Raw genomic sequence first — 19,212 nt, forward strand, 5'->3', positions numbered from 1 at the left:
AGGAGCGGGCTCGTCGGAGTGGCGAACCGCTGCGAACACCGGCAAGGCCGGTGCCATGCAGATGCCGGGACCGCTAAGGAGTCGGCACATCTCGGCTGCGCAGCTTCTCCGGCAGGGCGAACAACAGCAGCAGCACCGTCGCCACGCAGGCTCCGGCAATCAGATACAGCGCTGGCGTGGTCGTGCCGGTCAGGTCACGAATACGTCCCACCAGCACCGGGCTGACGATGCCGCCCAATTGCCCCATGGTGTTGATCAACGCGATTCCGCCTGCGGCTCCGGCACCGGCGCCGGCCAACAGTTTCGGTGGCAATGCCCAGAAGCTCGGGATCGATGCGACCACCCCCGCACCCAGCAGGCCCAGGGAAACCAGCAGCAACGGCGTGTTGTCATCGAACAGGCCCGCGCACAGGAAGCCCACCGCACCCAAGCCGACCAGGCCAGCGGTGAACCAGCGCCGCTCGCCCGTAGCATCGGACAGCCGTCCGCACACCACCATGGCGATAGCCCCGCAGATGTATGGCACAGCGGTGAGCAGGCCGATCACCGTTGGATTCTCGGTACCGGCACTGCGAATCAATTGGGGTGCCCAGAAGTTCAGGCCGTAGGACGCTATCTGGATCAGGAAGTAGATCAGCCCCAAGGTCAGGAAACCGGGAATGCGAATGGCCTGCAGCAGCGAGCCCTGGCCATGCCCGGCCTGGGGTGGGTCGATTCGCGACAGCAATAGGCGTTTTTCACCGGCATCGAGCCAGCCGGCATCCTCGATGCGGTCTTTGAGCAGCGTCAGCACCAGCAGACCCAGGGCTACGCAGGGGATGCCGCCGAGCAGAAACAGCCAGTGCCAGCCGCGAATCTGCAAGGCACCATCGAGATGGCCCAGTACCAGGCCGGAGATCGGTGCCCCGAACAGCCCGGCGAATGCCGAGGCGAGGAACAGCAACGAGGTGATACGGCCGCGATAATGGCGCGGGAACCATAGGGTCAGGTAGTACAGCACGCCAGGCGCAAAACCAGCCTCCATCGCACCGATGACGAAGCGCAGGGCATAGAACTGCCATTCGGTGGTGACGAACACCATGGCCGCTGTCGCCAGCCCCCAGGAGATCATGATGCGGGCGATCCAGCGGCGTGCGCCGACTTTGTAAAGCATCAGGTTGCTGGGAACCTCGAACAGCACGTAGCCCACCACGAACAGGCTGGCGCCAAGGCCATAGGCAGTGTCGCTGAAGCCCAAGTCGGTCTGCAGCTGGAACTTGGCGAAGCTGATGTTGATGCGATCGAAGAAGGCGAACAGGTAGCAGACCATGATCAGCGGCATCAGGCGCCAGGCTACCTTGCGGATCAACGCTTTTTCAGTATCGGCCACGCCTTCGGCGGCCGACTGCAGAGCAGTAAGACTCATGGGTAGTTTCTCCAGTTGGGCCACCTGAGGGCAGCCCTGTTGTTCTTGTTTTCTGGTGGGGGCAAGCCCCCGATCTACAGCGGTGAATCAGGCTGGCAGGTCAGCCGGCAGCGGGTGCAGGTCGCAGTTGCGTCCGGCCTTGGCCAACTGGCCAGGTACTTCATGGCCGAGCAAAGCGGGCAGACCGCGGGACAAGGCCAGTAGGCCGTCGAGGTCGATACCGGTCGGGATGCCGGTTTCCATGCACAGGTTGACCAGGTCTTCGGTGCAGATGTTGCCCGAGGCGCCGGGTGCGAAAGGGCAGCCGCCGAGTCCGCCGAGCGCAGCGTCGAAACGCCTGGCTCCGGCTTCGAAGGCGGTCAGCACATTGCACAGGCCAAGGCCGCGGGTGTTGTGGAAGTGCAGGGTGAGCATCGCCGCCGGCAGTCGCTCCAGGCTGCGCCGCACCAGACGTTCGACCTGACGCGGGTTGGCCATGCCAGTGGTGTCGGCCAGGGTCACGCCCTGCACGCCCAGCGCTAGGTAGGCATCGACCAGGCGCATGACCTGATCCTCGTCGATCCGACCCTCGAATGGGCAGCCGAAGGCCGTGGCCACCGTCGCGTTGAGGCTCACATCCCGGCCTTGCACGGCCTGGACGATATCGCCGAAGCCGGCCAGGGATTGCTCCCGGCGCATGCGCATGTTCGCCAGGTTGTGCGACTGGCTGGCCGACAGCACCAGGTTCAACTCGTCGGCACCCGCTGCCAGCGCCCGCTCGGCGCCCTTCAGGTTGGGAATCAGGGCTACGTAGACCACGCCGGGCGCACGCTGGATACCACGGAATACCTGGTCGCCATCGCGCAGCGCCGGAATCGCCTTGGGCGACACGAACGAGCCCGCCTCGATACGACTGAAGCCCAGTTGTGAGAGGCCATCGATCAACGTGATCTTGTCTTCGCTGGGGACCCAGGTGGGCTCGATCTGTAGGCCGTCACGCGGGGCCACCTCTTGGATCAGCATGCGATCTGGATGGGTCGGAATCATTGCACCACCCCCTGGGCTCGCAGTTGGGCAATCTGAGCGGTATCCATGCCGAGGCCGCCGAGCAGCGCATCGGTATGCTCGCCCAACGCCGGGCCCTGCCAGTCGACTCGTCCTGGGGTCGCCGAAAGTTTGGGGACGATGCCCGGCATGCGCACCGGCGTGCCGTCCGGCAAACGGCTGTCGAGCAACATGTCGCGGGCGTTGTAATGCGGGTCGTTGACGATATCGGCCACCGAGTAGATGCGCCCGGCGGGCACCTCTGCGGCCTCAAGCGCGGTCAGCACCTGTTCGATGTCATGGCGACGCGTCCAGGCCTCGATAGCCTCGTCAAGCAGCGCAGCCTGGGCGGCGCGGCCATCGTTGTGAGCGAATTGCGGCGCCTCGCCCAGGTCCGGACGGCCGATGACCTGCATCAGGCGGCGGAAAATCGGGTCGCTGTTGCCGGCGATGACCACGAAGGCGCCATCGGCGGTGCGGTAGGTGTTGGACGGGGCGATACCCGGCAGCGAGCCACCACTGCGTTCGCGGACGTGACCGAGCAGATCGTACTCCGGCACCAGGCTTTCCATGAGGTTGAACACGCTTTCGACCAGCGACACATCCACCACCTGGCCGACGCCGTCGTTGGCGCGCACGTTGAACAGCGACAGGAGGGCGCCCATCACCGCGTGCAGCGAGGCCAGCGAGTCGCCCAGGCTGACCCCGGCGCGGGCCGGTGCCGAACCTTGCTCACCCGTGGTGTAGCGGATGCCGCCCATGGCTTCGCCGATCGCGCCGAAACCCGGCCGGTCACGGTACGGACCGCTCTGGCCATAGCCGGAGATACGCACCAGGGTCAGCTTGGGATTGAGTGCGTGCAGCACGTCCCAGCCTAAACCGAGCTTTTCCAGGGCGCCTGGGCGCAGGTTTTCGATCAACACATCGGTTTCGCCGAGCAGGCGCTTGACGATCTCGAGGCCTTCGCCGGCCTTGAGGTCGAGTGCCAGGGACTTCTTGTTGCGCGATTGCAGATACCACCAGAGCGAGGTGCCTTCGTGCAGCTTTCGCCACTTGCGAAGAGGATCACCCTGACCCAGGGCTTCGATCTTGATCACTTCGGCGCCGAACTCACCGAGCAGGCGAGCGGCGAAGGGGGCGGCGATCAGGGTGCCGATTTCCAGGACCCTGATGCCTTCGAGCGGGGCAGGCATGCTGCAGACCTCTTTGTTCTTGGACTTTGAGGCAGAGCGTAAGCAGCCTGTGCACGCGGCACCACTTCCGTGTTGGCAACAACCCTTCGCCAAACGCGAAGGGTCCTCAGCAGGGGTTGCCGCTCAGGTGTTCGAACAGCAACCGGCTCACCGGTGACAGCGCCTCGCGTTCACGGGCCACCAACAGCAGTTCACGCTCGGCCCATTCATCCTCCAGGGTCACCGCGCTCAGCCCCAGCGCCGCGCCGAACAGCTCGAACGCCTTGCGCGGCAGAATGCCCACACCCATGTCGGCCTGGACCATGCGGCACACGGCGTCGAAGCTCGGCACGTGGATGCGCAGGCGCAACACCTTGCCGGCCCGACGGGCCGCCTCGACGCTGCGCATGTTGATCGAACTGGCGGCGTGCAGGCCGACGAAATCGTTGTCCAGGGTGTCGCTGAAGGCCACTTGTCGGGCAACGGCCAATGGATGGCCCGCTTGCACGACCAGCACCAGCTGGTCGCGCTTGTAGCGCACCGTGTGCAGGCCCCGGGTATCGCAGTCGCTGGAGCAGATGCCAAGGTCGGCGACGCCGTCGAGCAAGCCCTGGACCACGCCATTGCTCGGGCGTTCCTCGAGCTCCACCTTGATCCGCTCGTGGCGTGCGGAAAACTCAGCGAGATCTTCTGGCAGGAACTGGATGATCGCCGAGAGATTGGCCAGCATGCGCACGTAACCGCGCACGCCTTGTAAATGCTCGCCCAGCTCCAGGCCGATTTTCTCCAGGTTGAACAGCATGCGCCGAGCATGGTGCAGCAGCGTCTCACCTGCCGGCGTCAACTGCATGCCGCGTGCCTGGCGGGCGAACAGCGGCGTACCCAGGGCGCTCTCGAGCTCGTTCAGCCGTTTGCTCGCCGCCGACAGGGCGATCGCCTCGCGCGTGGCGGCGCGGGTCAGGCTGCCTTCTTCGTGGATCGCCACGAACAGTTGCAGGGTGACCAGGTCGAGGCGGCGGATCAGGTTGTTCAACTGCATGGCTTGGCTTGCACGGTTAGGCGCTCGGTAGCGCAGGGGCGCTGTTGGGCATCATTAGCAGTTGGTCTGCCAGCGGTGAGCGTGGGCTGTTGCGGTACGGCCATGTTCGCGGCATTGTCTGTGTCCATGCAGCACACTGTAGCGGAGCGCCGCGTGGCTGCCTACCTGATCGCTGCCGCACAGGCCTTAATGGGTCAGTTGCTCAACAGGCCAAGCTCGCTGGGAACCCGGCCGGTCCAGCGTTTGAATGAGCGACGAAAGTTGGTGTTGTCGTTGAAGCCCAAGTACTGGGCGACCTCGTCATTGCCGTAACCCTTGATCTGGTACAGGTACAGCGCCAAGTCTCGTCGCACCAGATCCAGTTGCTCCTGAAAATGCGTGCCATGCTTGGCCAGGCGGCGTTTGAACGACGCCGGGCTGTTGCCGAACGCCGCGGCCACGCGCTCCAGGTTCAATGGCTGGCGGATCAGTCCGAGCAGGTGTTCGTACAGGCCGTCCAGAAAGCTGGCGTGCCAGCCCCAGGCTGCCAGTTGCGCCTCGCATGCCTGGCGAGCCACCTGCTGGGCCGTCGAGCCGGCTTCGGGCCAGGGTTGCAGCAGGCACTCACGGGGCAGGCTCATGACCGTCGACGGGCAGCCAAAGCTCAGTGCGTCGCCCAGGTGTACCCAGTACTGCTCCACGTACGCAGGTTCGGCATGGGCGAACTGGAAGCGCCAGGGCAACTGCGCCTGCTGTTGGCGGCGGGCGAGGGCCACCACCGCGGTCATGCTGGCTTCGAGCAGGAACACTCGGTGCTCGTCCACTGCGCAGCTTTCCCGCCAGTGCAGATGCAGGTAGCGCTCGTCCAGGTGCAACACCGGGGTCACAAGAGGCGATAGCAGCGCCCGATACTGACCGATGCGCTCCAGTGCCTGGAGCAAGTGGTCGGCCTGCTCCAGCAACAGGCTGGCCGGGCCATAGTGCCCAGGCCACAGGCGCTGACCGTAGAGAAAGCTGCTGTCGGCAGCATCCAGCAGACGCTGGGCGTTGCCGATCAGGCGCAAGAACTGCTGCGCACTGATCAGTGCGTTGCCGGTGATGATGTCGTCGTAAAACAGCCCGCAACCGCGCAGCAAGTGATGGGTGTCGATACCCCGCGAGCGGGCCAGGTCGATGAGTACCGCCGGCAGGTGGTGGGCGGCGATGAATCGGTTGTCGCCTTCGTAGCCGTTCATGCGCTGCGTACCTGGCGTGGTTTGGCGCGGCTCAGTGCCAGGTTGAGGCGCTTGAGCAGCTGCGCCGGGTCTTCGTCCAGAGCCATCACGCTGGCCACCGTTGCGCTGAGTTGCAGGCGCTCGCCATGACGCCGGGTATGGTGGGCAAGGTGGGCGACGCTCAGGCGCAGGGCGTCGCCCATTGCCTGGGCCTGGCGCTCGCCGGTGTTGGGTAGCACGGCGACGAAGCGATCACCCGCCAGACGGCAGAGCATGTCCTGCTGACGCAGGTTCAGCACCAGCAATTGGGCGACCACCTGAAGTACCTGGTCGCCCTCGTCCTGGCCGTAGCGCTGGTTGATCAGGTTGAAACTGTCGAGGTCGATGGCCACCAGCGACAGCGGTTGCTGCTCGTCGGCAGCCTGGACCAGCGCCTGCTGCAGGTGTTGGCGCAGATATTGGGCGCCAGCCAGCGGGGTCAGCTTGTCGAACAGGCGATGTTCGCGAAACAGTTGCTCGCGCTTGCGCATCTGTTCGGTGATGGCGCGCTGCTCCTGTTGCAGGTGATACATGCCGAGGGTCATCAGCAGCATGCCGATCGGCATCGGTGCGGTTTCCAGCCAGTTATCCCAGATCGCCTCGGGGGCTAGGCGGATGAATTCGTCGAGGGTGTCCATCCACACCGAGAAGGCGATGCAGCACAATCCCAGGGACAGCAAGCGGGTGACTCGCCCGGCAGGGCGTCCGCGCAGCAGCATCACCAGCCAACCGCAGAGGATCAGGCAGGTGCCTCCTTCGCCGGCGACGTCCATCCAGTTGATCTCGGCCCAGGGTTTGACGGTGCCGGCGGCCAGGTAGATGAGCAGGCCGCAGTTGGCTGCCAGGACCAAACAGGCCAGGGTCAGCCCATGCTGTTTCAGAAGCGGGGGAAGGCGCATGTGCGGGTGATCCTTCATTGTTGTAGTCGAGTGCGGCCCTGGCATGGATGCCTGCGCAAGCGCCAGGGGCTTGCGCAGCATGCCTGGGGTTTATCTCAATCCGATGACGCTCACTTGCCCCGTGTAGTGCAGGGCAGCCCGTCCGGCCCTGTGTTTTCGCGACAGAAGCGTTCTTGCGCCAGCGCTAGTCTGGGCGCTTGCAGGAATTTACGGCCCTTGGCGTCGCGCTGGATGTCGAACGCATCGTAGAGCTGGTCGTCCGCCGAGTAGGCGCGTACGCGCAGGCGGTTCTGCTCGACCTCGACGGTCTGGTACAGCTGGGTATCCTCGGCAATACGATCGGGCTGGGTGTGGGCGCGGTCGTTCAGGCCATACATCTTCGAGCCGGTGACCGAAACCATGTATACCGGCCCGATGGGGCGTTTGTTGCGTTGCGCTGCCTGGGTAGCAACGCGGCCCTGGGCATGGGTCAGGCGGCTGTAACAGTGATCATGACCTTGCAGCACCAGATCGACCTTGTAGCGCTCGAGCAGGGGTTGCCAGGCCGTCTTGAGTACCTCGGTGTCGTCCGGTCGGGCGCAGGTGTAGACCGGCTGGTGCATCACCACGATGTTCCAGCGTGCCTTGCTGTTGGCCAGCGTGTCTTCCAACCAGCGTGTTTGTGCTTCCAAGGTGCCCAGGTCCAGGGCTGAGGTGCCGTCGAGGACCACGAAGCGCACGTTCTGGTAGTCGCTGAAGTAGCTGGTGGCCTGGACGCCAGCTGCGCCGTTGCGTGGCAAGGCGAACTGCGCCGGTACATGGGGGCTGAGGGTGCGGCTTTCGCTGCCATCCGGATTACGCGCCTCGAGGTATTCGTGGTTGCCGAACGCCGGCAACTGCGGGACAGCTGCATAGGACCAGCCGCCGGCCTGGTTCCATTCGCCCCATTCGTCGTCATGGGCCAGGTCGTCGCGTGAGGCCACCAGGTCGCCGGCGTGCACCACCAGGGCTGGATGGGCGACGCTGCGCAGGGCTTGGCGGATGGTGCGCGAGGCGATGGCGAGGATGTCGTTCTGGGTGTCGCCGAGGTAGACGAAAGTGAACGGCGCGAAGGTCGCCTTGGCGGTGCGGAATTGATGCCATTCGCTCCATCCGGCACTGCCTTTGACCCGGTATACATAGGCGGTGTCGGACCGCAGATGGTCCAGGCGCACCTGATGGTAGTTGGCCGGGCCATTATCGCTGTCCAGGCGCTGGGTGATACCTTCGACCTGCGTGGCCTTGGCTGCCAGCGAGGGGCCGGCAAGAGCTGGGCCCAGTTCCAGTACGGCGTCTGCCTGGGCCAGGTCGGTGCGGTAGCTGACGGCCATCTGGGTGGCGGCGTTCTGCCCAGGCGTGAGCACGATACGGTCGGCCAGGCCTTTGGCCGCGTAGGGCAGACCGGCCGAGCGCGGCAGCGGCTGGGCTTCGGGCTGCGCGGCGGCCAAGGGCAGGGCGACGCACAGCAGGGTGGCGAACAGCAGGGGGCGATGCATGGGGTTTCCTCGTTAGGCCCGTAAGGCGTGTTGGGGCGCAAAGGAAACAAAGCCAGATGACGGTTCGGTGACGCGGCAGGGGGTCGATTTAGCTCAGATGACTATCAGAAAAATCGCGATTTATCGGGCGAAACCGTCTCTTGCAGGAGCGGGTAAACCCGCGAAGAACAACCGCGTGGATGGCACCGGCGGTGCCGGTGTTCGCGGGTAAACCCGCTCCTACACGAACGCATGGGTAGGTCATATCAGCTCAGATTCACCCCGAAATAGTCTGAAAACGAGCGTTTCAGAGCCTGCGGAGCAGAGCCTGTCACGTAACTGCCACAGACAATTTCTAGCTTTCGCAGCCATTCCCGGAATCACCGGGCCACTGCAAGCGAGGATTTCAAGGTGGCAATGCCGTTTCGTCACATCCGCAATGCCGGGTTCAGGTTCAGCCTGCTGACCGTCGCGATCACCGCCGCCCCCGCCTGGGGTCAGGAAGAGGTGGTGGAGCGGGTCGAGGTGATCGGCCAGGCCGCCAGCATCGACAAGGCGCTGCAGGAGCAGAAGCGCTCCGACAGCATCGAGAGCGTGGTGCACGCCGATGCCGTTGGCCAACTGCCCGATGACAACGCCGCCGAGGCCCTGCAGCGGATTCCCGGGGTGTCGGTTGAACGCGACCAGGGTGAAGGGCGTTTCGTCAGCGTGCGCGGCATCGCGCCGGACCTCAACAGCGTTACCATCAACGGCACACTGGTGCCCGCCCCCGAAGGCGATCGCCGAGCAGTGGCCCTGGATGTGTTGCCGGCTGAGTTGGTGCAGTCGCTATCGGTGGTCAAGAGCCTGACGCCGGACATGGACGCCAACTCCCTGGGCGGCACCATCGAGGTCGAGAGCCTGTCGGCCTTCGATCATGACGGGCTGTTCTACACCCTTAGCGGCGAAGCCAGCCATGACACCAACGTCGACCGCGACAGCCCGAAGTTTTCCGGCGCGGTCAGCGACCGCTTCAGCCTCGGTGACGGCATCGACAACTTCGGTGTGGCCGCGGCGTTCAGCTGGCAGAAGCGCAAGTTCGGATCGGACAACGTCGAAACCGGTGGCAACTGGGACTTCGACGACGGCGCCCGACTCGAAGAGGTCGAGGCCCGCGATTATGAAATCACCCGCGAGCGCACCGGTCTGGGTCTGAACTTCGACTATCAGCCAGACGACTTCTCCAGTTACTACCTGCGCACTCTCTACAGCAAGTTCAAGGATACCGAGACACGTAACGCCATGGGCCTGGAGTTCGCTGACCCACAGGCCTCCGGCGCGCGGGGCGAAGCTGAGGGCTGGCGTGATCTCAAGTCCCGCGAGGACACTCAGGAAATCCAGTCCTACGTACTCGGTGGCGAGCGCATCATCGATCTGTGGACCATCAGCGCCCAGGCCGGCTACAGCCAGGCCACCGAGCACGATCCGGGCGGCATCGCCGGCGCCAAGTTCGTCGGCGATTTCGCCGATGTCGGCTTCGATGGCACACGCAAGCCAAGCCTCAGCGTCGGCAGCGACTTCTACGACCCGACACGTTTTACCCTCGACGAAGTGGAGTGGGAAAAAGTCGACGGCAAGGATCAGGAAAAGAACATCCGCTTGGACCTGGCCCGTGATTATGAATGGCAAGGCAACGCCTCACAGGTCAAGTTCGGCGGCAAGCTCAGCCGTCGCGACAAGACCAGCGACACCGAGACCTGGGTCTACGACGATTTCGACGACATCAGCCTCGCGGACTACCAGAGCGGCAGCGTCAACTACGCCCTGGACCATTACGGCAACGGCATCAGTGCCAGTGCGATCAAGAGCTTGATCGCCGGCCTGGACAAGGCGGCGTTCTACGACGAGGAGGCGTCGCGGATCAATGACTTCGACATGAGCGAGGACATCAATGCCGCCTACCTGATGAACACCCTGGACATTGGTGACTGGCGGCTGATTGCCGGCCTGCGCTACGAGGGCACCGAGTTCTCGGCCAAAGGCACCGGGCTGCGTGACGGTGTCTACGAGGACATCAGCAGCGACAACCGCTACGACCACTGGCTGCCAGGTGTGCACGCCCGTTATCAGCTGTCGCCCTCGACGGCGATCCGTGCGGCCTGGACCAACAGCGTGGTGCGTCCGACCTTTGGCCAGCTGGCACCGGGCTTCGTCATCGACGAGAGCGATGCCTCCTTCGGCAACCCGGAACTCAAACCGCTGGAATCGATGAACCTCGACCTCGGCATCGAGCACTACATGGGCCGTGCCGGCGTGGCCTCGGCGTTCCTGTTCTACAAGGACATCGATAACTTCATCTACAGCACCGACCTCGCCGGCACCGGGCAGTGGGTCGATTTCGACGAGGCACTGACCTACGAGAACGGCGACGGCGCCAAGCTGTACGGGCTGGAGCTTGCCTATTCGCAGAAGTTCGATTGGCTGCCAGCGCCCTGGAACGGCGTGTTGTTAGGCGCGAACCTGACCTTGAGCAAGTCTGACGCCACCCTCAAAGGGCCCGGCGGCAAGCGCGACATCGACCTGCCGAACCAATCCGATACCGTCGGCAACTTCATGGTCGGCTGGGAAAACGACCGCTTCAACATGCGAGTGGCCGCCAACTACAAGTCCGGCTACCTGCTGGAGGTCGGCGCCATCGACGACAAAGCCCATGACCAGTACGTCGACGACTCGCTGCACGTCGACTTCAAGGCCGGCTATTTCATCACCCCGGAACTGCAGGTGACCTTCGAGGCGCAGAACATCACAGATGAGTCCTACTACGTCTACACCGGCCATCAACGCTACAACGCTCAATACGAAGAGTACGGCCCGACCTACAAGCTCGGCCTGACCCTTACCCACTTCTGATCGATCGTCTTCAGGGATAGTGCTTGACCATGCGTATGTTTACCTTGTCGATGCTGGGGCTGTGTGTGGCCCTGGCGCAGAGTGGTGCCCAAGCGGCGCCAGAGCTGGCCTTGCAGGCTTCGCAAAACGATAGCGCCGCGGTCCAGTGGCTGGCGCCACTGCCTTTCATGAAACAGGCCGAACGCGTGCAAGTGGCGGCCAAAGCGCTGCAACTGGTGGACCACCAGGGGCGGGTGCTGAGCGAGCTGGCGGGGCGTTTCGAGTCACTCGACCACCGCATCGACGATCGCGGGTTGCTGGTCGCTACGCTCGAAAAGCGCCGTCAGCAGGCGTTGCTGGCCAGGCTCGACGCCAGCGGCCAGTGGGGCGCTCCGTTGTACCTGCCGAAAACCCGCTACGCCATCGAAGGGCTGTGCCTATATCGCGACAGTGCCCGCAACGACTTCCTGTTCCTGGTCGGCGAGGAGGGCATTGGCGAGCAATGGCTGGTGGCCCAGGCTGGCCGTCCGTTGCCTGAGGCGCGCCAGGTTCGGGCACTGAGCCTGCCGCCGCAAAGTGCGTTCTGCCAGGTCGACGACAGCAGCCACGCCCTCTATGTCAACGAAGAGAACGTCGGTCTGTGGCGTTATGAGGCGGGTTCCGAGGCGCCCTTGGTCCGTGAGCCGGTGGACCTGCGTGAGCCATTCGGCGGCCTGGCCAAGGCGGCGGCCGGTATGGCCGTGGTGCCCGGTGGCTTGTTGCTGCTGGACTCCGCCGCTGCTGCTTTGCACCTGTACCAGCGTAGCGCTGCCCAGTGGCAACGCGCCGGCACGCTGCCGTTGCCTGGATTGGATGAACCCGAACAGGTGAGCGCCCGCGTGGGCGACCAGGGCCTGGATCTGTTGCTGGTCGATGACCAGGGCAGCCACCAAGCGCGCCTGGGCTGGTTGCCCAAAACCGCGCCAGCGAACGAGTCGCCGGTACAACTGAGTGCCCAGGTGCAGACCGATGTCGTGCCCAGCCTGGGTGATGCCGCCGACGATCCGGCCATCTGGGTTCATCCGAGTGAACCTGCGCGCAGCCGCGTGCTGGGTACCGACAAAAAGGGTGGCCTGCTGGTCTACGACCTGCAAGGCAAGCAGCTACAGGACTTGCGCGTGGGGCGTTTGAACAACGTCGATGTGCGCAGTGGCTTCCAGCTCGGCGAGCGTCGGGTTGACCTGGCGGTGGCCAGCAACCGTGACCGCAATACCCTGCAGCTGTTCGCCATCGATCCAGCCAGCGGTGAGCTCAGCGACATCGGCCAGGTGCAGACGGCGCTCAAGGAAATCTATGGCCTGTGCCTGTTCAAGGAGGCCAAGGGCGCGATCCACGCGATCGCCAACGACAAGGACGGCCGTTTCGTGCAGTACCGCCTCGATGGCCACGACGGCAAGGTCGCCGGCGAACTGGTACGCACCTTCAGCACCCGGACTCAGTCCGAAGGTTGTGTGGCCGACGACCGCACGCAGCGCCTGTTCGTGGCCGAGGAAGACGTCGCGGTGTGGGCTTTGGACGCCCGCGCCGAAGCATCGGCGCAACTGGAGCAGGTGATCGCGGTAGGCGGTCCGGTCAAGGACGATATCGAGGGCCTGGCGCTGTATCACGGCGCCAAACGGGATTACCTGGTGCTCTCGAGCCAGGGCAACGATCGCTACGTGGTAGTCGAGGCCCAGGCGCCGTATCGCCTGCGCGGTAGCTTCCAGGTTGGCCTTGACGCAGTGCGTGGCATTGATGGCGCCTCCGAGACCGACGGCCTCGAGGTGACCTCGGCCAATCTCGGTGGACCATGGGCCCAGGGCATGCTGGTGGTGCAGGACGGCCGCAAGCGTCTGCCCGAGGGCAACCAGAACTTCAAATACGTACCGTGGGCGGACATCGCCAGGGCACTAAAACTCGACTGAATGTCGCCTGCCTGTCATCCAGACGCAACCTCGCTGCCATTGACTATGGAGCCAATGGCGACACGATAGAAAAGGACTCGACCCATGCAAACTCCAACTCCACTCGAACACACTACCGTCTGGGGCCTGGTCAGCGATGCCAGCCTGGTGGTCCAGGCCGTCATGCTGTGCCTGGTACTGGCCTCGTTGATCAGTTGGTACCTGATCGTCCAGCGCGGTACGGCGTTGCGCCGAGCTGACGCGCACTGCCGGGCGTTCCTGCGGCAGTTCCGCGGCGCTGAGACCAGTCAGTTGTATCAGGAACTGAAGAGCCAACCGATACCCGCGCACGCCGGGCTGCAACGGTTGTTTCTCGCCGGTTACCAGAGTTTCCAGCAATTGCAGCCGGGCCAGCAGCCGGACAGCGTGCTCGAAGGCGTCGAGCGCAGCCTGCTGGTGGCCATCGCGGAACAGGAGGAGTGCCTGGAGAAAGGTCTGCCGTTCCTCGCCACGGTGGGTTCGGTAAGCCCTTACATCGGCTTGTTCGGTACGGTTTGGGGGATCATGAACGCCTTCCTCGGCCTGTCCCAGGTGCAACAGGCGACTCTGTCCACTGTCGCCCCCGGCATCGCTGAGGCGCTGATCGCCACCGCCATCGGACTGTTCGCGGCGATCCCGGCGGTGATGGCCTACAACCGCCTCACTGCCCGCAGCCAGGCGCTGCTGACTCGTTATTACGCATTCGGCAATGAACTGCAGGGCCGCCTGCAGCGCCGCTTGCAAGGTGCCAACCCGGCACTGGCCGTGGCAGCCTGAGGAGAACCCTGATGCTGGTCAAACCTGTTCGCAAGCACGGCGTGAAAGCCGAAATGAACGTGGTGCCTTACATCGACGTGATGCTGGTGCTGTTGGTGATCTTCATGGTCACCGCTCCGATGCTGGTACAGGGCGTGCAGATCGAGCTGCCTAAGGTGGCCGCCGAGGCCCTGCCTACACCGAACCAGCAGCGCATCGTCACCTTGTCGGTGAAGGCCGATGGCAGCTACTACTGGAACCTTGGCAGCGAAGTGGACACCACTGGGCAGACCGACAGCGCAGTGGATACCGCGCAGATGCGTGAAAAGATCGCCGCCATCGTCGCCGAGGACCCGCAGACCCAGGTATACCTGCGCGCCGATCAGCACACCGACTATGCCGCGGTGGTGGCCGGGATCGCCGAGCTGCAGCGCGGCGGCGTGGGCCGTCTGGGCCTGATCACCGAGGCGCCCTGATCATGACCAGTCTGAGCTTCGCCCAACCCCCGTTGTCCCTGCGCTGGCCTGCCTGGCGTGAACATGGCGCTGCTTTGGCTAGCGCAATCGCCCTGCATGCCGGGCTTGCCTACCTGTTGTTCAACCTGTCGCAGCCAGCGGAGTTGCCGCCGGCGCCGGCGGCGGTCATCCAGACGCAGTTGGTTGAATTGCCCAAGCCGGCCCCTGCGCCTTTGCCCGTGCCGGAGGCAACTGCGCCGACAGCGGTCGCCGAACCTTCGCCGGTGGTTAAGCCTGAGCCAGTGACACCCACGCCGGTGGTCGACGAGGCAGCACTGGCCCGCAAGCGGGTACAACAGGCGCGGCGCGACCAGCAGCGGGCCGAGCAGGTGCGGCGGGAGGCCGAGCGCCGTGAGCAGTTAGCCACGCAACAGGCGTTGCAGGCCAAGGCTGAGCAAGCGCGGCTGGAGCAGCAGCGCCTGGCCCAGGCCCGCCAGGCCGAAGCAGAGCGTCAGGCCGCTGCTGCGGCACGCGCCCGGGCCGAAGCCGAAGCGGCAAGCCGGCAATACCTGCCGATTGCCAAACAGGCGCCGGATTATCCGCAGCGGGCGCTGGACCGCCGCATCGAAGGCGAGTGCACCGTGGTCTACACGGTCGATGCCCAAGGGCGGGTCGCCGACCCACAGATCGTCGGTAACTGCCACCCGCTGTTCATCAAACCCTCGCTGGCGGCGGCCAAGCGTTTCCGCTACCAGCCTCGGGTGGTGGACGGTCAGGCGGTGGCAGTGGCCAATGTTAAGAACACCTTCACCTATCGGATTCAGTCGCTTGCCAACTGAGGGCGAACAGGGTTTCGCCCGGCAACTCGAAAGCCACTTGGCCGCCGCTGCACACCGGCTGCACCGTGCGACTGCGGCTGTCGGGGCCGAACAGGCTCAGCGCCGGGCAGGCACCCAAGGCGCCCTCGAGCTTGACGTGCTGCAGACGAGTGCCTTTGTTCACCCCAAGAATGCTGCGCTGCTGTTGGCGGGCCATGGCCAGGGCGTCGACCTCGAAGGCCGTGTTGTCCATGCGTTGTACCTGGTCCAGCCAGTGCGCCTGCATGAACTGCTGGGCCAGGCCCACCGGTTTGAGTTCGAAGCGATTGGGCGATGGCATGCGGATCATGCCCTTGAGGTGGTGCGGATCGTCTGCGGCCTGGAACCAGTTGAGCATGTCCAGCAGGCCGTCCTGGGCCGAGTTGATCGCCACCGAGGCCCACCACAGCGAGGCGAAATGGGTCTCCTGGTCGTAGGGGCTGACGCTGCCGCCGCTGGAGATATTGGTCTGGTCGAGCAGCAAGGCCTTGCGCGGCCGGCCATTGGCATCCAGGCCGACGACCTCGGCGGCACGTCTGACGCTGTCGCGGTACACGCGGGTGGCCAACAGGTCGCGGATCATCCATTCGTGCCAGGCCAGGGCATCGATCTGTGGGCCGGCCTCCTGCAGCATGCGTTTGGCCCAGTCGATACCGCGACGTTGTCCGCCTTGGGTGGTGAAGGGGCCGTTGACGAAACGCGCACTGGCCGGCATGGCGATGCGTACACCGGCCTCGCGGGCGCCGGGGTAGGCCCGCACGCGCTGGTACATCGCATCGAAGAAGGCCTTGTAGGTGGCGTAGTCGGGATAGTTGTAGTTGGGCTCGTCGGCGAAGGACAGGTAATGAATACCCTTGCCGCCCAACGCCACCGTGCCGGCGAGCCAGGCGTCAAGGCCCTGAAAGCTCTGTTGGTCGATGGCCAGGTCGGCCTTGCGGCCGCTGGCGGCGAGCAAGGTGATGTTCTGATAGATCCCCGCACGTTCCTGGTAGAAGCGCCGGAACGCATCCTCGTAGTGGGGGCGTGCGGCGAGAATGTCGACCGAGCTGTAGAAGCCTCCGGCCTTGGGTTGCAGGGCATCCAGGGCGGCGTAGCTTTCGGCTGGCGGCAGCACGTAGGGTAGGGCGACACCCAGGTGCGGGGTGGGGCCGAGCCGTTCAGCGTGCAGGGTCAGCGTGGTCTGGCCGTCCTCCTGACGTAGCGCTTGCAGGTGGTCCGGACGCTGGGCGAACAGGTTGGCGCTGCCATCGAGCCAGAAGGCCGCCTTGCCGCTGCCTTGCAGACGCAGCCGCCAGATCTGGTCCTGGTCGGACACCGGCAGGTCGAGGCGATCGAACCGCGGGTACTGGGGATAGGGCGTGAGTTTCAGTTCGAGCTGCCTGCCATCGCCCAGGCGCTGCGCCTGCATGGCGCGCACGCCGCCGAAGTATTTGCCGGCGAGCACCGCACGCTCACCTGCCGCCACCTTGAAATACAACTCGGTTCCGCGGCTGACCTCGGCGCTGAAGTGCACCTTGGCCGGTTCGAACAGGGCCACCGTGCTGTCGTCGTGCTCGAAGCGGTAGCGCCTGAAGCTGTAGCCCGGTACTTCGACGCGATAGCTGCTGTGGCTGGCTGGCAGCGGCCAATCCTGCACGCCGCGGCCTTCGCTGGCGGGTATGAAGCGCTCGGCGCGCAGCTGGCCGTGGCCATCGAGCAGGTACAGATGTTCTTCGTTGGCGCTGGTTTGCCAGGCCGGCACCCAGCTGACATGCAGGGTGTCGGCGCGGCTGGGTTGCAGGTAGAGACTGCCATCGCGCACATCGCCCCAGTCCATGGGGGCTGCCTGGACGAGGCCGGCGAATGCGCACAGCGTGAAGGCAAGGGGTCTTGTCATAGGTTTTCGCTCATGCGCACACAGTGTTGATGGGTCGACGCCGCGCTAAAGCCTAGCCGCTTATTCGCCGAGCGGTGTGCGCCGGAGCGGGCGGAGGACCTCGATGAGCATCGCGCGCCTGGCGCGGTGCTCATCGAGGTCGGGGACAGGCTCAACCGGCGCCCACCACCATCGAGGTGAACGGCGCGACATAGGCCTGCAAGGTGACCAACGCACCGACCAGGATCGCCAGGACCACCGAATGGAAGAACACGTAGCGCAGGATCTCGCCCTCGTGACCGTACCAGCGGGTGGCGGTGGAAGCGACCACGATGGATTGTGCATCGACCATCTTGCCCATCACGCCACCAGAGCTGTTGGCGGCCGCCATCAGGATCGGACTCAACCCCAACTGCTCGGCAGTGACCCGTTGCAGACCGCCGAACAGTACGTTGGAGGCGGTATCCGAACCGGTCAGGGCTACCCCCAACCAGCCAAGCAGGGTTCCGAACATGGGATAGAAGATCCCGGTGGCGGCGAACGCCAGGCCCATGGTCGCATCCAGTCCGGAATAGCGAGTCAGGAAGCCAAGTGCAAGCATGGCGACGATGGTGATCAGCGAATAGCGCACCACCCATAAGGTGCGCAGGTACTGCCGCGCCAGTCCCAGCGGCGAATAGCCCATCAGCAACCCGCCAAGGATCGCGGCGAGGAGGATGCCGCTACCGGTGGCGGTGAACCAGGTGAATTTGTATTGGGCGTCTTCCTTCTTCGGCGTGGCGACCACCGGCGGAACTTTCTCGATCTGCTGGTGGATCGCGTCGAAGGTGAACACCGGTGCGAATACCGGGTTGGCTTCGCGCAGCGGCTTGCCCTGGGGGTCGAGCATGGCCACGCCACTGGCCGGGTCGAGCATCGGGCGGGTGTCGAACAGATTCTTGAAACTGGCGGTGCCCCAGGCGAATACGAACACCGTGAGGATGATCCACGGCATCCACGCCTTCAACACGCTGCGCTGATCGGTTTGGGGAGTAGCCGCCGCGCTCGGGCCATCGTCGGCCTCCACCTTGGAGTTGTCGACACGCCCGGTCAGGGCTGCCGAGGTGTGCACGGTGGCTGGCTTCCAGACCCGTAGAAAGCCGGTGAGGCAGGCCATGGAAATCAGCGCCGCGATGACGTCGACCAGCATCGGGCCATGGAAGTTGGAAACCAGGAATTGCGGGATCGCGAAGCTGACCCCGGCGACCAGGATCGCCGGCCAGATCTCGAGCATCTTGCGCCAGCCGGCGAAGGCCCAGATCAGCCAGAACGGCACGATCACCGAGAAGAATGGCAACTGTCGGCCTACCATCGCCGACAGCTCCATCTCGTCCAGGCCGGTGACCTTGGCCAGCGTGATGATCGGCGTGCCCAGCGCCCCGAAGGCCACGGGAGCGGTGTTGGCGATCAGCGCCAGCCCCGAGGCCGCCAATGGCGAGAAACCCAGGCCGATGAGGATCGCTCCGGTCACCGCCACCGGCGTGCCGAAGCCCGCCGCCCCCTCGAAGAAGGCACCGAAGCAGAAGGCGATCAGCAGCAACTGCAGGCGCCGGTCGTCGGTAATGCGTGCCAGGGAATCCTGCAGCACCTTGAACGATCCGTTCTCGGTGGTGAGGCGGTGCAGGAATATGATGTTGAGCACGATCCAGCCGATCGGCAGCAGGCCGTTGGCCGCACCGTACAGCGCCGCCGAGCCTGCCATGTTGGCGGGCATACCGAAAGCCAGGATCGAGATCAACAACGCCGAGCCGAGGGCGAGCAACGCGGCGATATGGGCTTTGATGTGGAAGAAGGCCAACGCCGCGAGCATCACCACCACCGGGACGGCGGCCATGACGGTGGAGAGCCAGGGACTTGCGAAGGGATCGTAGATTTGCTGCCAGACCATTTGCCACCTCGTTTGTTGTTATCTGAGGTATCGCGATTTTTCGGCAGACTGCAGGGAAAAATGCCAGGGGGAGTATAGGAAGGATTTGTGCGTGTGGGCCCGAGCTCAAGCCTTAATCGTGCGGGCTTGTCCCATACAGGGGCCTGCCCAGGATCGACAGGTTCCGCTGTGCGGAACCACATTCGATTGTGCTGCCCAGCCACTCGCGCTTATCTGTCGACAAGCACGACCTGCCTGAACCGTCGTGATCCCAAGCGAACAACAAGAACG

General features: G+C 64.5%; 14 protein-coding genes. 5 read left to right on the forward strand and 9 right to left on the reverse strand.

Annotation, left to right across the window (positions count from 1 at the left end):
- Positions 1-73: 73 nt before the first annotated feature.
- The 7 genes from E2H86_RS00260 to E2H86_RS00290 form a co-directional block, all read right to left on the reverse strand.
- Complete coding sequence (locus E2H86_RS00260; protein WP_133323887.1) at positions 74-1,405, reverse strand: MFS transporter; 1,332 nt, start codon at positions 1,403-1,405, stop codon at positions 74-76.
- An 87-nt stretch (positions 1,406-1,492) separates the two neighbouring features.
- The gene (locus E2H86_RS00265; protein WP_133323888.1) at positions 1,493-2,431 is read right to left on the reverse strand and encodes a hydroxymethylglutaryl-CoA lyase; all 939 of its coding nucleotides are present in this window, start codon (positions 2,429-2,431) and stop codon (positions 1,493-1,495) included.
- Positions 2,428-3,621: a CaiB/BaiF CoA transferase family protein gene (locus tag E2H86_RS00270; RefSeq protein ID WP_133323889.1), complete on the reverse strand. Its 1,194-nt coding sequence runs from the start codon at positions 3,619-3,621 to the stop codon at positions 2,428-2,430. The genes E2H86_RS00265 and E2H86_RS00270 overlap by 4 nt, the downstream gene beginning before the upstream one ends.
- A gap of 106 nt (positions 3,622-3,727) precedes the next feature.
- A complete protein-coding gene (locus E2H86_RS00275) occupies positions 3,728-4,639 on the reverse strand; it encodes a LysR family transcriptional regulator (protein WP_133323890.1) in 912 nt (303 codons plus the stop codon).
- 194 nt (positions 4,640-4,833) lie between these two features.
- Positions 4,834-5,853: an AraC family transcriptional regulator ligand-binding domain-containing protein gene (locus E2H86_RS00280; RefSeq protein WP_133323891.1), complete on the reverse strand. Its 1,020-nt coding sequence runs from the start codon at positions 5,851-5,853 to the stop codon at positions 4,834-4,836.
- Positions 5,850-6,770, reverse strand: a complete 921-nt coding sequence (locus E2H86_RS00285; protein ID WP_133323892.1) for a GGDEF domain-containing protein — start codon at positions 6,768-6,770, stop codon at positions 5,850-5,852. The genes E2H86_RS00280 and E2H86_RS00285 overlap by 4 nt, the downstream gene beginning before the upstream one ends.
- A 110-nt stretch (positions 6,771-6,880) precedes the next feature.
- Positions 6,881-8,284, reverse strand: a complete 1,404-nt coding sequence (locus tag E2H86_RS00290) for a purple acid phosphatase family protein (protein ID WP_133323893.1) — start codon at positions 8,282-8,284, stop codon at positions 6,881-6,883.
- 396 nt (positions 8,285-8,680) lie between these two features.
- Between E2H86_RS00290 and E2H86_RS00295 the strand changes: the two genes are divergently transcribed.
- The 5 genes from E2H86_RS00295 (at position 8,681) to E2H86_RS00315 (ending at position 15,142) form a co-directional block, all read left to right on the forward strand.
- On the forward strand, positions 8,681-11,152 hold the full coding sequence (locus E2H86_RS00295) for a TonB-dependent receptor (RefSeq protein ID WP_133324378.1): 2,472 nt from the start codon (positions 8,681-8,683) through the stop codon (positions 11,150-11,152).
- 35 nt (positions 11,153-11,187) lie between these two features.
- The gene (locus E2H86_RS00300) at positions 11,188-13,074 is read left to right on the forward strand and encodes a phytase (RefSeq protein WP_439958275.1); all 1,887 of its coding nucleotides are present in this window, start codon (positions 11,188-11,190) and stop codon (positions 13,072-13,074) included.
- 84 nt (positions 13,075-13,158) lie between these two features.
- A complete protein-coding gene (gene tolQ, locus E2H86_RS00305) occupies positions 13,159-13,869 on the forward strand; it encodes a protein TolQ (RefSeq protein ID WP_133323895.1) in 711 nt (236 codons plus the stop codon).
- Between the two features lie 11 nt (positions 13,870-13,880).
- The gene (tolR, locus tag E2H86_RS00310) at positions 13,881-14,324 is read left to right on the forward strand and encodes a protein TolR (protein ID WP_133323896.1); all 444 of its coding nucleotides are present in this window, start codon (positions 13,881-13,883) and stop codon (positions 14,322-14,324) included.
- A gap of 2 nt (positions 14,325-14,326) precedes the next feature.
- On the forward strand, positions 14,327-15,142 hold the full coding sequence (locus E2H86_RS00315; protein WP_133323897.1) for an energy transducer TonB: 816 nt from the start codon (positions 14,327-14,329) through the stop codon (positions 15,140-15,142).
- Here E2H86_RS00315 and E2H86_RS00320 read toward each other — a convergent pair.
- Together E2H86_RS00320 and E2H86_RS00325 are read right to left on the reverse strand one after the other, a co-directional pair.
- A complete protein-coding gene (locus tag E2H86_RS00320; RefSeq protein WP_133323898.1) occupies positions 15,111-17,036 on the reverse strand; it encodes a hypothetical protein in 1,926 nt (641 codons plus the stop codon). The two genes, E2H86_RS00315 and E2H86_RS00320, sit on opposite strands and share 32 nt — an antisense overlap.
- A 151-nt stretch (positions 17,037-17,187) precedes the next feature.
- Positions 17,188-18,942 carry an L-lactate permease gene (locus E2H86_RS00325; RefSeq protein ID WP_133323899.1) on the reverse strand — a complete coding sequence of 585 codons (1,755 nt, stop codon included), beginning with the start codon at positions 18,940-18,942 and terminating at the stop codon, positions 17,188-17,190.
- Positions 18,943-19,212: the final 270 nt, after the last annotated feature.

The organism is Pseudomonas putida, assembly GCF_004357765.1.
Lineage (GTDB): Bacteria > Pseudomonadota > Gammaproteobacteria > Pseudomonadales > Pseudomonadaceae > Aquipseudomonas > Aquipseudomonas putida_U.